Here is a 13312-nt window from a genome sequence, read left to right on the forward strand (position 1 = left end):
CCCCCCCAGACGAGCCGCTAAAGCCGGGAAAACCATGCCCTTTACGGGGCTGACAACGCAGTCCAAGAAGAACGCAAAGCTTTCCAGCCTATCAAAAAGCAGTCTTCGTACATTGTTTGTAGATTACGCGCCACGGCGCTTGGACTTTGTCACGTTTTTCCAAGCGATTTCCATCACGTCTGGGGACAGCGCAATTGGACGGTCCATGTAGCGGCAGATCGCTTTGACGTGTTGCAAAAGAAAGCCGGGATGTGCACCCGAGGTGGCGATGCCTTCGCTTTCGTAGTGCTGTGCAAAGAAAGGTTCGACCACGTCGGGGCGGTATTGGATGCCGGTTCGGTCACAGGCTTCCGAGAAAATACGCAAGTATTCTTCGCGAGTCGGGCTGGGCACCTGAATTTTGAAGTAAATCCGCCGCTGAGCCGCGTCATCGCCCAGGTCTTCGGGCATCATGTTGGACGAAAAGACCACCAGCTGATCGAACGGAATGGCAAAGGTTTTTCCCGTATGCAGCGACATGTAGTCGACGTTCTTTTCCAACGGGATGATCCAGCGATTCAGAAACTCTTGCGGAGGTGACGCCTGACGCCCAAAGTCATCCAGAATGAACACGCCACCAAGCGCCTTGAGGTGCATCGGCGCTTCGTAAAAGCGGGATTTCTCCTCAAAGGACAGATCCAGCTTATCCAGTGTCAGTTCGCCACCCGCCACAACGACAGGCCGCTTACACGGCACCCACCGCTGGTCGTAACGCGGCGCGTCTTCGGGCAGAACCGCGGGTTCGTGCAGGGTTTCGTCGTAGAACCGGATGATCTGGTTTCCCACCATCATGGCGTAAGGCAAAAAGATGGTGTCCTGAAAACACCGGCCCAGTGCCTCGGCAATCGAGGTTTTGCCGTTGCCCGGTTCACCGTAAAGCAAAGCAGAGCGAGCCGAGTTCGCCGCAGGGCCAAGTTGTGGGATAAGTTCAGGCGGAATCACGAGATGAGACAGCGCGCGATCTAGTTCGGTGCGATGAACTTCTTCGTTTGCGATGGATTGGCGTCGGATCTGTTTGCAGAAGGCTTCGAACATGACCGGTGCAGGTCCGACGTATTGCGAGGCCAACATCGCCTCCGCCGCCCATCTGCGGCCAGCGTCTGTCAATGAATACCGAATATCCGATTTGATATCTTGTGTCTCAAGACCCTGGGATTCCACAAGGCTCTGCTTGACCATTACATCTATGATCTGTCGACACACCAGTTTGGGAAGCTTGATCACTTCGGCAATATCTGCGGGCGTCATCGTGTCGATTTCGTTGATAACCTTGGCCGTCAAACCTATCAGAAAGCTTTCGGTCAGTCCGGTTTCTTCAATAGTACGCGTTGGAACATCGCATTCAAAAATTGCCACGAACTGTCTCCAATGTGGTCTTGTGGCCAGCAGCGCGCGGCACACGTTTAAAACTATAAAATACTAAGCCCTTCTGATCGTGGCTGCTGCAAGCGACGCCAGACAATATAAGGCCGGCGAAGATCGAAATACGGCCCGTCAAACCGATTATTGCAAAGACCACCAGAGCCAGAAACCGGCGAAACTGGATATCGGGAATACAGTTCGGCATACCAACCTATACATTAAATAGCCGATCCCGTTCGGGATCATTAATGTTCCGATTTAAACGCACAAAAATCACGACGGCGTCAGGGTTTGCAGCATTTCGACAATGACCAACAGGACAGGGATAAGCACGATGATCAGGTTCACCGGGAACATGAAAGCAGCCATCGGGAACAGCATTTTCACCGGTAGCGCGTTCGCCTTTTCTTCGGCGCGCACAAGGCGCATTTGACGAAGTTCGCGGGCATAGACCCGCAAGGTTTTACCAACGCTCGTCCCCAGTTCCTGACTTTGTTTGAAAAGAACCGCCAGCGTCCTCGCCTCTTCCAGATTTACGCGCAGGGCAAAGTTTTGTAGCGCTTCGTGCAAAGACCGGCCTGCGCGTACCTCAAGGTTCATGATGGACAGCTGAACGCCAAAATCCCGCGTTGTCAGAAGGAACTCGCGCGTCACACGCTGAAGCGCCGCTTCAATACCAAGGCCGGAGTCAACGCAGACCAACAAGAGGTCCATGAAATCTGGAAATAATTTTCGGAACTCTCTCGTGCGGCGTAAACCAATATTTTCAAGCACCATCGAACAAAGAATGAAGGATAAAGCCGCAAGGATCGCACCGAAAAACAAAATGACCGTGCCACCGACATTTTCAAAAAATATGTCGCCCAAAATCTGAGCCATCACAAATATGACTGCCGCCACCGTGACTCGAATTAGATTGAAACGTCCAACCGCTTTTTTCGAGAAAAAGCCAGCTTGAACCAACCGCATGGGCAGAGAGTTCGGAGGATGCGACTTTACAACATCCAGATAATACCGGATTTCCTCGTTTTCATTGCCCAGTATCCGGTCAATCTCTTCATCCGTCTGAGTGCGTTTGGCACGCGTCGAACTGATGTTCCGTGCGATTTCCCCTCGGCGCAAAAAGTAATTACTAATCGCGAAGGCAACTAAAAGCACCGCAAAAAAGATGCTGATAAGCACAAGCGTTTCGTTCATACGCGCGGCTCCGCCTTAAAAAACAAAAAATTAGTAATCAAAGTTCACCAACCTTCTGATCACGATCATGCCAAAGAATAGAAGCGTCAGGCAGATACCAACGATCAAGCCGCCGTAGCCACTTTCCCATACTAGGTCAAAATAGTCAGGAACGATTGTTTTTAGCATATAATATAGGCCAAATGGGAAAAGCAGCATGATCCACGCAGTGATCCGGCCTTCTGCCGAAATCGCCTTGATCTTTGCCTTGACCATCAGACGGTCACGGATCATTTGCGCAAGGTTTTCAAGGATTTCCGCCAGATTACCACCGGTGCCACGCTGAACGCTGACGCTAACCGTGACCATGTTCAACTCGGGCGCGCCCACACGATCGTACATGTTCAGCATCGCCTGTTCGAGTTCCGAGCCAAACGTCAGCTGATCGCTGAGGATGCCAAACTCGGATCCGATGGGGTCAGGCATTTCGCGGGACACAAGCGCAATAGAGGTCCCCAAAGGGTGACCTGCGCTCAGGCTTCGAACGATGATATCCAGCGCAGGGGCCAGCTGAGCCGTATAGGCCTTGATCCGGCGGTCACGCAGGAATTTGATGATCAGGATCGACGCGACGACCCCGAAAAACACCGCAAAAAGGACCGTGTAGGGAAATGTTGTCGTGACAAAGATCAGGCCAACCACATAGCCCAACAGGCACAACGCGATGAAATAGCCAACGCGCCGGACCTGACTGATTTCCTTGCCGGTCTGGACGATCATTTTGTTGATCCATCCACCGATTGTCTGTTCGCCATCGCGCCCGGACATGCCCCGACGCTTCAGCAGCTCACCATAGGCGTTTTCGGCCCCCTTCGTATGGCGAAGCGTTTCGATCCGGTTCGACACCTGGCTTTTAGCCTTCCGGAACGACGTCAGCATCCGCAGCACCGTGTCCACCAAAAGCAGCGCTGCCGCGAAGATCAGACCATATAAAACAATCGGATTATCAAACATAAACTACAGGGCCTTCGAGGGGTTAAACATCTGTGGATCAAGGAAAATGTTCATGGTTTCGAGATCGTCCATGAACGACGGGCGGATACCGGTGGCTTTGTATTCGCCGCGGATCGTGCCGTTTTCTTCGACGCCCAACTTTTTGAAGTACATCAGTTCCTGAAGCTGGATGATGTCCCCTTCCATGCCCGTGATCTCGGAAATCGAGGTCACACGACGCGACCCGTCGCGCAGACGTGACAGCTGTACGATCATGTGAACCGCCGAGCTGATCTGGGACCGGATCGCCATCTGGGTCATCGGCATGCCCGCCATACCAACCATCTGTTCGATACGCGAAATCGCATCGCGCGGGTTGTTGGCGTGAATGGTCGACATCGACCCTTCGTGACCGGTGTTCATAGCCTGCAACATGTCAAAGGCTTCAGGGCCCCTGACCTCGCCGATGATAACGCGGTCGGGACGCATCCGGAGCGCGTTTTTCACAAGATCGCGCTGCATGATTTCATGCCGGCCATCCACGGTGGGCGGACGTGTTTCAAGACGCACCACATGCGGCTGTTGCAGCTGAAGTTCGGCCGCGTCTTCGATGGTCACAAGGCGTTCGTCATGCGGGATGTAGCTGGAAAGCGCGTTCAGCATTGTTGTTTTACCGGAACCGGTACCACCGGACACGACGATCGAAACCTTGGCCTCGACCGCAGCAGCCAGCAGTTCCGCCATGCCTTTCGCCAGCGCATTCGCATCGACCAGTTTGGACAACGACAGCGGTTTCTTGGTGAACTTACGGATAGAGACCTGAGGGCCATCCACCGCGATCGGGCGGATCGCCACGTTCACACGCGACCCGTCCTGCAAACGCGCATCCACCAAGGGCGAACTTTCGTCGACACGGCGGCCGACGGCCGCAACGATCTTGTTCACGATCCGCATCAGGTGCGCTTCGTCTTTGAAGCGGACAGTCGTACGTTCGATTTTGCCCCGACGTTCGACAAACACGGTGCCTGCGCCAACGATCAGAATATCGGCGATGGTTTCGTCTGCCAGCAGCGGTTCAAGCGGGCCAAGGCCCAGCATTTCGTCGCCGATGTCGGTGATCAGCTTGTCCAACTCTTTCGAGCTGAGCGGCAGGTTGTGATCCTTGGCATAGGCCCGCACCAGCGGCTTTAGCTCGTCGTGGATTTCGTCCTGCTCCATCGTATCGAGGATGGACAGGTTGATCTTGTCCAACAGGTAACGGTGCAGCGCGACGCGCTCTTCGACGAAATCCATGCTGTGGGCGCCCGAGTGCTGAGGCTCTGGATCGCTAGGGATTTCGCGATCCTGCAACGCATACTCGTGCAGCTTGATTACGTCTTTTTCTTCAGAAGGTTCTTCGACTTTACGCTGTGTATTTCTAAAAAATCGGCCGGCCATAGTGCCTCTCCTAAATTTAATAAACGATGACCTTCGTGCCGTTGCCCACCTTACGGTACAGGTCCATCACGTCTTTGTTGGTCAGGCGAAAACAGCCTGAAGTCTCGTAACTACCGATAGAACCGGAACTGTTGGTTCCATGAATACGGTACAGCGTGTCCCGACCATTCGCATAAAGGTAGAGGGCACGCGCGCCCAAAGGGTTGTAGGGTCCCGGAGGCACATAGTCTGGCAGGCTGGGGTCGCGTTTGCGCATGTCGCTTGGCGGACGCCAAGCCGGCCATTCGGCTTTGCGTTGGACCACAGTTGTTCCTGTCCACTCAAAACCCGGACGTCCAATGGACACCCGATACTGTTCTGCTTTGCCCTGCCCCAGAACGCGCCACAATACACGCTCCTTATTCGAAATGATAATCGTTCCCGGGCGCTCTGACGTTTTGTAGGGCACAATGGTCATTGTACTCTCGCCATGATCGCGCGGCAACTTTCGCGTTTCTGCGAACGCTGCATCGCCCGAATGCACCACAGCCGTCGCCACCGCGCCCAATCCCAGACGCAGGATTTGTCTTCGGTTTTGACGGGTCAGGTTCATTTCTTTTTCGTCCCCAAAAGGTTCATGGATTCCATGTATGCGGTCAGCTTTTTCAGGAAGGCCGAGCGTGTCGAAATCTCGCTGGCCAGAACGCCGCGATCCATCGCTTCGCCGATTGTCGAGCTGTCGACAGGCAGGAAGGTGAACGGGGTGTCGCCCAGAAGTTCTTCGATTTTGCTTTTGGAAATGCGTTGGCCGAACAGTTGGTTCGCATGCTTGTTGAACAGAACATGCACCGGAAAATCGTCGCCACGGATCGAGCGGATATGTTCAAGCAAGTCCAACGTGTGCTTGATCGCGGGCAGATTGACCTCGCTGACCAGCGTGCAGGAATTGACGCCCGCCAAAACATCATCGCGCCATTCGGTGGCATAATAGGGGATGTCCAGAAACAGCAGCGAATGTTCCAAACTGATCGCATCAAGCAAGCGCAGGATCAGTTCCTGACCGTTCATCTCCGTGTTCACGTCAGGACGCTTGAACGAATAGAGGTAAAAGCCCGCGTCGTGCTTTTGTTGGATGACACTGATGAATTCGCTGTCGATCCGGCGGTGGGCGTTCTTGACCGATCCGAGGTTCAAAGAGCTGACCATATTCAGCACATAGCCACAGTTACCGATCGAGAAATCAAGATCGACCAGGGCAATGTTCGGGTCTTTTTTTGCCAGTTTGCGGCTGGCGATATCGGCCATGTTGATAGCCACAGTTGTCGCACCTGCCCCGCCGACACAAGAGATGATGGCGTTTACCGTATTGTGGCTGTTGCGGTTTGTCCGAACGGAACTGCGCAGTGATGTCAACAGCTTAGGTTTATCAACCGGCTTCAGAAGCCAGTCCTGCACATGATAGCGCAGCAGCTTTTGCATCGCGTCGTGATCAAGCGCGTTGGACAGCAGGATCAACGGAATGTCGGGCGCAATTGCGCGCACTTCAGAGAAAATCTGAAGCTCTTCTTCGGTCATGTCCTCGATCTCGGCGATGACCACATCGGTCATCGGAACGTCCATCGACCGCGCCACGTCTTCCACGCGCAGCGTCGTGACCAGAAAACGCCTTTCGTCCTCCAGAATGGTTGCGGCTTCGCTGTTATTCAGGCTTTTGCCCAAAATAAGCGTTACCCGTGTGAGTGCCCCGGAATTCATTTATTCTTACCTGATTTTTTCATTTTCTTTTCAACACCGCGTATTACAACTGCTCAGATCTTCGCTGGTTACGCTGACACTGTTCGGTGGCATGGCGATGGTGCCAAGCACCGGCAAAAGGCTATCAAGGATCATAAAGTCGAAGGTCAGATCGACGGTTTCGACTGTGATCGTGCTGACCTGACCATAGGGGCGCCCGACATACCCCAAACCAGACCGCGTGTAGGTGATCAGGATGTTGTCGGCATCGATCCAGGGCGCGACATCGCACACCCCGATACGGGGCGACCTGCGACCGCAGATACCGTCACCACCGGTCAACAACCTGTTCATCGCCACGCCATCGCACGGCGCCGACCCCTGCCCGCAGCTTGTGGAAATCCGGTTGTTGGGAAGGGCGACACCTTCTTCCAAAGTGGATAGCTCGGCCTCCATAAAGGTGTCGTACGTCTCCATTGTCATCATTGGTGAAGACACAGACGCATGACGCGCGCCGATCTGAACCGCCTTGACGGTCTGGTTCCAGTAAAACACGGCCACACCCAGTTCGACCATTGTTGTAATCGCAATCAAAACGATTGGCATCACCATCAGAGCCTCAACCAAGGTGACACCGTCTTCACCATCCAGAAGGCGGCGGATTGTGCGGCTGACATTTACCATCCCAGATACCTCGTCTGGTACCAGTAACTCATGGTGATCGGCGCACGGTAGAACGCGCCAAAGAAAGGCGACGGATTATAGACGACCGTACCTGTGACTGTGACCAAGGATGTGTCATCCGGAACGGTCGGTGGGCTTTCGGGTGAGATCGTCAGCTCGGACGCGTCATCCCAACCTGGAACACGCGCAGATCCTCCAGCGGGGTGACCGGTAAAGGCAATCAAACGCGCGGTGCCGATATCGCAGGGCATGAACGCCGTTTCATCGGCCGTAAGCGGACGGCAGCGCGCCCAGTAACGGGCTGCATCCTTGACGCCCGATTGCAGCTGCTGGCGCTGCCACATCATGTTGCCGAACTCCAGAATTCCCAGAGCAAGCAAGGTCAGCACAGGGATCGCCAGAAGTGTTTCGATCAACACGACGCCCCGTTCATCTTTTGCAAATTGTCGAAACCAGCGCATCATTCTGCACCTGTCCCTTCACTCTAAAAAACTTATTCAAACGCTCATTTGGCGGGGAAAATTCCACCAAATCACAGGGTCACGACGCCGCCCGAAAATGCGGGCGGCGCACTTTGTTTAACGTCCGCCTGGAATGTCCGTGTCGTAAGACGACGGCGGCCACGGATCGATTGTTTGAATCGCGGTATTTGCGGCCGTGGAATCCCCGGAGTAAACGGAAATCCGGTCACGATTGCTCAGATAATCGCCGCATCCACCCAGAAGGAATGCCGCAACGACTGCCAGTGTCGAAAGCTTACTTCTTGTTGATAATGGCATCATCAAAATCCAATTCAATTATGTGACCATAGGGACCTACAACGCCTTCGCCTTCGCGGAACTTGCGCAGCAGCGGGCGATCAACTTCGAGCATGCCATACAGGAACAGCTCGACGTCGTTAGATGACCGTGTGTTATCCAGCGGCGACGCCAGTTTCGTGTCCGGACCAACCGGCGACACCAGACGCGGTGTCACAAGGATCACCAGATCGGTTTCGCTTTTCTGGAACTCGGTCGAACGGAACAGCGCACCCAGAACCGGCAACTGACCCAGCCACGGAAGCTGTTCGATATTGCGCGCGTTATCTGTCTGCAAAAGGCCCGCGATCGAGAAGCTTTGCCCATCCCGCAGCGACACAGTTGTATCTGCGCGGCGAGTAAAGAAGGACGGATTGCCGTTGACGGTGTTCGAGAAGTCCACGTCCGAGACTTCCGGCGTGACCCGCAGGCGGATCAGACCATCGTCCAGAACGGTGGGCACGAAATTAAGTTTCACACCGTATTCACGATAGGCTGTTTCACTGGCCGCAGAGCCGTTGTCGGCGATCACAGTGCGTCCGATCGGAACCTCACCACCGACGACGAAGTTCGCTTCAACCCCGCTGGTTGTGACCAACTTCGGGTTCGCCAGACGACGCGCCAGACCTTTGTCTTCCAACGCGTTGATAATGAAATCGATTTCGACGCCGCCGACTGTCAGCAATTCACCGATGAACGACCCAAATGGCAATCCAGTGCTAGACGATCCACCACGGCCCGTCTCAAACACAAAACCTTCGCCATCAGAGCCAGCCAAACCGACACCAAGGGCCCGGCCCGAATTGCGTTCGACTTCCAGAATGCGAACATCCAGTTCAACCTGCTGAGGTGACTCGACGCGCACAGAGTTGATCACCGGCTCGGCCGAGAACTTCTGCGCGATCTCAAGAACTGTTTGCAGGTCTTTGTTGTCTTTGACCGAACCAGACAGGCGGATGCGGTCATTGACGTTGGTTACCGACACATTCGCGCTAGGAACCGCGCGACGCAGAGTGCCTTCCAGTTCCGAGAAATCGCTGCGTACCCGTACATCAATAACTTCGATCAAGCGCTTGTCTATGTTGTACAAAGTCACGTTTGTCAGACCCGTACCTTTGGCCTGAATATAAAGCGACGTGTCCGTCAGCGGGAACACGTCGATCAGGTCTGTATTCCCGATCAGAATGTCCGCAAACGGCTGGTTTGTGATGACAGTAATTGTCGTGCGCGGGTTCATCTGGATCTTCGACACGATCCCATCATCAACAATGATGCTACGCTCTTGCGCGTGCACCAAGGTTGTCGTGAAAAGTGCAAAGAAGGCCAGACAAAGCGCTGTCCATAGATTTTGCCTGATGATGGGCACACCGGGAACCAATGCTGCCTCTGCCCCTTGTGTTTTTATCATTGTTCCACCTATTTCAAATGCCTACTGGCTTACTTGAACTTCAATTTCTTGGTCCAAAGAGGCTTCTTCGGCCCCTCCGTCTTCTTCAGATTTATCAACTTTGTATTCATTTCTCTGGCCGTTCCGGATCACACCGACAGTGCTACGAACAGGAACTGGCGGTGCCACTTGGACGATCTTTTCGACCACGACTTCCTGAATGACCGGTTCTTGTTCCAGCTTGGCTTCGACGCCTTCCAGCTTTTCGGAAACACCGGTGGAAAGTTCACGCACCATTTGTTCGATGCCTTCAATACGCGTCAGCGTGGGGTCCGGTTCGGCGGCTTGCTTGGCCGCGTTCGCCTTAAGAATATCTTCGGCCACGTCCAGTTCGTTCAGATCGTTAATCGTGACGCGTTCGTTGGGTTCGATATCGGTCGAGGCAACGTTACGAAGGGCCAAAGACAATGTACCGACGGTTCCACCAAGAACCAGCTTCTGTGCCTCCAGAGTGCTCACTTCGAATGTCACCGTACGCACAACACTGGGATTATCCTGACGTTGATCGGCGATTTGGTCGATCGCAAGGACTTTGACGCCCTGAAGCAAAACGTCGACCACATTGCTGCGCGTCAGCATGACGTCCACACGGTCGCCAGGCAAAACGAAACCGGCCACACCCAAAACATCGTTCACACGGATAGAAACCGCTTTCATGCCCGGCATCAGGGCCGTCGAAAGTTTCGCCCGCTGACCGGGTTCGGTCACCTTGGTTTTCAAAATCGGCTCGCCGACCGCGACCGTCGTCAGGGCATAGCGCGCCTCTTGCTCGCCTTCTCCAACGACAAGGTCTTCGATTGTGCGGTAACTCCCTTCGGGACGAACCGAAGCGGACCACTCGATTTCACGGACGGTGGATTTCGAAATCAATTCACCGAACTGGATCGCTTCTGCCGCAACAACAATTGTCTCTTTAGGTTCCTGTTCAGCCTTCGCCGCCGCTTCTGCAGCAGCCGCAGCTGCCGCGGCAGCCTGCTCGGCCGCCTGTTGCTGGAAAGACGCCAATAGGTCCTGACGCTCGGACGACAGGTAAGTGCGCGTCCCAATTACCGCCGCACCAGCAAGTAGAAGTGCGATCAACAAACTGAGAATCGTCGAAAATCGCATTATAACATTCCTTCAAATTCAAACATTTAGTGACACAAAGGCCCGAATTTGGACCCAACCCCGCCGCCTCTGGAAATCTGGCAAACGTATGTTCTGCGCGTGTCCATAGTTAGTTAACATATTCCAAATGCAAAAAAAATGACCCAACCGATAAGGTTGGATCATTTGTAGCTTTTTTATCAAGCCATTCGATCCAACGGCTTGGAGTTACCCAGCAGTGGTGCCGCCATCGGTTGTGCCGCCATCAGTGGTGCCGCCATCAGTGGTACCACCATCAGTGGTGCCACCATCAGTGGTGCCGCCACCGTCCACGATCGGATCCGGCTCAGGCAGGCCTTCCAGCCAAGTGGACCATGTACTCCAACCCGCGTCCAATGTGTCACCGAAAGCAAGGACAGATCCAACGACTGCACCAGTCAAGAGGGCCAAGAGGATCAGGTATTCGGTCAAAGCCAGACCATCTTCTTCGCGGACGAGGCGACGCTTGACATTGAAAATATAGTTTAGTGCGATCTTGTACATTTTAAGCTCCAAATGCTTGTCAAAAACTCACACTGAAATCCGGCAGCTTTTTTAATTGGTCAAAAACTTAAGATATATTCAGTGATCTAACGGTTCATACTTTTGCCACAAAGATACCACGAGTCAAAATCATCTTAGATTTTTTTACCAATTCGTAAGCTTTTTGAGCACAATCATTTGAAAAAACGGATATTATCCAATCACAACACACGCCTTAAGAATTTTCCAAAAAAATCAATTAAACTTCGGGTTGTATGCCTGCCCAGCTTTTGCCGCGATTCGGCATGCGATTCGCAGGCAAACATACTGATTTAATGATGTTATTATCGAACCAGAATCGCTTCGGCGCGAATAAACTCATCCAACGTGCCGTTCCCGCCGGGTCCGGTGACATCGACAATCTCGACATCAATCGTCAAATCGCCGCCAGACCGATACGGGAAAACCGGACGCGTCAGGAACATCGACACATAGGAATTCACCGTATATGAGTTCGTACCGCCCCCTTCTGACTCCTGCTCGCCGCAGTCAATTACAGCGCCCATAATGATGCGACGGTCTGGATTGGGATTCTCACCAGTTGTTGGGAGTGCAGTGCGGCCCATCTCTTCGCCACACTGAGCCGAACCATATTCACCCAGAACCGGATTACCATCTGCGTCGGTCCCACCCGGAGCTTGCAAAAGATGCCAGTTATTCTCAATCTCCGCACGATATACATCGTACCGTGACGGTGTCAGGCCAGGGAACGAGGTGGTGACATTTCGAGGATGCGCGGTACCGGCCGGTGGGGATTCTTCAGATGTATCCGCGCCGTAGTTGACTTGGAAATACCGGTTAATATCCCAATCCGAACTCCCTCCAATCGACGCGCCCAATCCACCACGCACTGGGGTCGACATTGTGGTGTTATCAGGGAAGCCGTAGGCGAAGTCATCTTCTCCATTATAGTTCCACGTGCCGGTCGCAATGTCATACACATGGTCATCCCCCAAACTTACGTGGGGTGCATTTCCAGTTGGTGCGACGGTTTTGACGCAATGATCGATCGCGCCGTTGCCGTTGCCGTTGCCGGGAGCTTTCGGAATTGCCCCCTTGCGAACATTCTCCGCCGGCAGCGGCTCAAAATCAGAGGAGTTCGCGTAGTTGCCTTCATAAATATCAAAGCGCGTGTTAATCCCAGCTTGCAGCGACGTCGCAGCGCCCGTCTGGGTTTGCACACGCTCGGACGAATAGCATGCCGCGGTCCGAGCACCGGCAAAATAATCGTTCAACTCTTTCGTGCCTGGCTTATCAACCCTCAGGAACCCGAAGTTGCCAGGAGCCTCGGTCTCGTTGCCCGGCGGATGAAGGCGGATCATGCGACCATGCAGGCTGCCTGCGTTGAATTCTTGCTGGAGCTGGTCGCCGACATAGTTGCCGCTGGCGTCATATTCGAACGGATTACAGATATAGAGCGGAGTGATATCGCAGGCTGCCGCCACGCTTTTGGCAACCGCAACAGCAGCAATGGGCACCGACTCCCTTAGGTAGTTCACCGGATTGAAGAAGGTCGTTAGAAGATCACGGGACTGACCGCGCACATAAACATACTGCGCGTCAGCATCATCTGTCGTTTGATTGGCGGTCACCCACTCAGTATCGATCAGAGTGGAGTCGCTGTCCGGAATTTCTGTCAGGAAGATAACCTTGTATTCATTGCCTGTTGCATCTTGGTAGATCAGCCGGTCGGCGTTTCCGCCACTAGGCGACAACATCCCTACAGTATTCTCGACCCGGCCCATCGCAACTTTGGCACGGGCGATGGCATTGTATCCCCCATCAAGTTCCCGCGCACCAGCAAGTGCAACTGAGTCTACAGCGGCTTGAAGATCGCCATGCGCGTTGTTCCCGCGACCAGCATCGATAATCAAAAGCCCGAAGCCCACGAACACTGGCAACACCAGTAGGGAAAAAACCAGAACGTAACCTTTTTCCGAGCGAAACAAGCGTTTCATCCCACCACCTCAAATCAAAGTTTAACAAATCGAAGGGT

The 13312-nt window shown here is 53.7% G+C and carries 12 protein-coding genes; all 12 read right to left on the reverse strand.

The window, feature by feature from the left end:
* Nucleotides 1-123: 123 nt before the first annotated feature.
* Complete coding sequence (locus tag C4S59_RS18220) at nt 124-1395, reverse strand: P-loop NTPase family protein (protein WP_103911831.1); 1272 nt, start codon at nt 1393-1395, stop codon at nt 124-126.
* A 279-nt stretch (nt 1396-1674) separates the two neighbouring features.
* Nucleotides 1675-2598, reverse strand: a complete 924-nt coding sequence (locus C4S59_RS18225; protein WP_103911832.1) for a type II secretion system F family protein — start codon at nt 2596-2598, stop codon at nt 1675-1677.
* A 30-nt stretch (nt 2599-2628) separates the two neighbouring features.
* Entirely contained in the window at nt 2629-3591 is a 963-nt protein-coding gene (locus C4S59_RS18230; RefSeq protein ID WP_103911833.1) for a type II secretion system F family protein, read from the reverse strand.
* A 3-nt stretch (nt 3592-3594) separates the two neighbouring features.
* Nucleotides 3595-5007, reverse strand: a complete 1413-nt coding sequence (locus tag C4S59_RS18235; protein ID WP_103911834.1) for a CpaF family protein — start codon at nt 5005-5007, stop codon at nt 3595-3597.
* 16 nt (nt 5008-5023) lie between these two features.
* Nucleotides 5024-5599, reverse strand: coding sequence for a L,D-transpeptidase (locus C4S59_RS18240; RefSeq protein WP_103911835.1), 576 nt, complete (start codon nt 5597-5599; stop codon nt 5024-5026).
* A complete protein-coding gene (locus C4S59_RS18245; protein ID WP_103911836.1) occupies nt 5596-6741 on the reverse strand; it encodes an AAA family ATPase in 1146 nt (381 codons plus the stop codon). Before C4S59_RS18245 ends, C4S59_RS18240 begins: the two co-directional genes overlap by 4 nt.
* Nucleotides 6742-6771: 30 nt before the next feature.
* On the reverse strand, nt 6772-7404 hold the full coding sequence (locus C4S59_RS18250; protein ID WP_103911837.1) for a TadE/TadG family type IV pilus assembly protein: 633 nt from the start codon (nt 7402-7404) through the stop codon (nt 6772-6774).
* Nucleotides 7398-7868 carry a TadE/TadG family type IV pilus assembly protein gene (locus C4S59_RS18255; RefSeq protein WP_103911838.1) on the reverse strand — a complete coding sequence of 157 codons (471 nt, stop codon included), beginning with the start codon at nt 7866-7868 and terminating at the stop codon, nt 7398-7400. The genes C4S59_RS18250 and C4S59_RS18255 overlap by 7 nt, the downstream gene beginning before the upstream one ends.
* A 292-nt stretch (nt 7869-8160) precedes the next feature.
* On the reverse strand, nt 8161-9609 hold the full coding sequence (locus C4S59_RS18260) for a type II and III secretion system protein family protein (protein ID WP_103911839.1): 1449 nt from the start codon (nt 9607-9609) through the stop codon (nt 8161-8163).
* A gap of 21 nt (nt 9610-9630) precedes the next feature.
* Complete coding sequence (gene cpaB / locus C4S59_RS18265; protein WP_103911840.1) at nt 9631-10755, reverse strand: Flp pilus assembly protein CpaB; 1125 nt, start codon at nt 10753-10755, stop codon at nt 9631-9633.
* Between the two features lie 207 nt (nt 10756-10962).
* Nucleotides 10963-11277, reverse strand: a complete 315-nt coding sequence (locus C4S59_RS18270) for a Flp family type IVb pilin (protein WP_103911841.1) — start codon at nt 11275-11277, stop codon at nt 10963-10965.
* A 323-nt stretch (nt 11278-11600) separates the two neighbouring features.
* On the reverse strand, nt 11601-13274 hold the full coding sequence (locus tag C4S59_RS18275) for a TadE/TadG family type IV pilus assembly protein (RefSeq protein ID WP_103911842.1): 1674 nt from the start codon (nt 13272-13274) through the stop codon (nt 11601-11603).
* Between the last annotated feature and the right edge of the window lie 38 nt (nt 13275-13312).

It is taken from the genome of Thalassococcus halodurans (assembly GCF_900108225.1).
GTDB lineage: Bacteria > Pseudomonadota > Alphaproteobacteria > Rhodobacterales > Rhodobacteraceae > Thalassococcus > Thalassococcus halodurans.

Bases quoted from the DNA above. Each gene is read 5' to 3' on its own strand.
- C4S59_RS18230 (WP_103911833.1), bottom strand. From the start codon at position 3,591: ATGTTTGATAATCCGATTGTTTTATATGGTCTGATCTTCGCGGCAGCG.
- C4S59_RS18275 (WP_103911842.1), bottom strand. From the start codon at position 13,274: ATGAAACGCTTGTTTCGCTCGGAAAAAGGTTACGTTCTGGTTTTTTCC.
- C4S59_RS18255 (WP_103911838.1), bottom strand. From the start codon at position 7,868: ATGATGCGCTGGTTTCGACAATTTGCAAAAGATGAACGGGGCGTCGTG.
- cpaB (WP_103911840.1), bottom strand. From the start codon at position 10,755: ATGCGATTTTCGACGATTCTCAGTTTGTTGATCGCACTTCTACTTGCT.
- C4S59_RS18240 (WP_103911835.1), bottom strand. From the start codon at position 5,599: ATGAACCTGACCCGTCAAAACCGAAGACAAATCCTGCGTCTGGGATTG.
- C4S59_RS18260 (WP_103911839.1), bottom strand. From the start codon at position 9,609: ATGATAAAAACACAAGGGGCAGAGGCAGCATTGGTTCCCGGTGTGCCC.
- C4S59_RS18225 (WP_103911832.1), bottom strand. From the start codon at position 2,598: ATGAACGAAACGCTTGTGCTTATCAGCATCTTTTTTGCGGTGCTTTTA.
- C4S59_RS18250 (WP_103911837.1), bottom strand. From the start codon at position 7,404: ATGGTAAATGTCAGCCGCACAATCCGCCGCCTTCTGGATGGTGAAGAC.
- C4S59_RS18245 (WP_103911836.1), bottom strand. From the start codon at position 6,741: ATGAATTCCGGGGCACTCACACGGGTAACGCTTATTTTGGGCAAAAGC.
- C4S59_RS18235 (WP_103911834.1), bottom strand. From the start codon at position 5,007: ATGGCCGGCCGATTTTTTAGAAATACACAGCGTAAAGTCGAAGAACCT.
- C4S59_RS18270 (WP_103911841.1), bottom strand. From the start codon at position 11,277: ATGTACAAGATCGCACTAAACTATATTTTCAATGTCAAGCGTCGCCTC.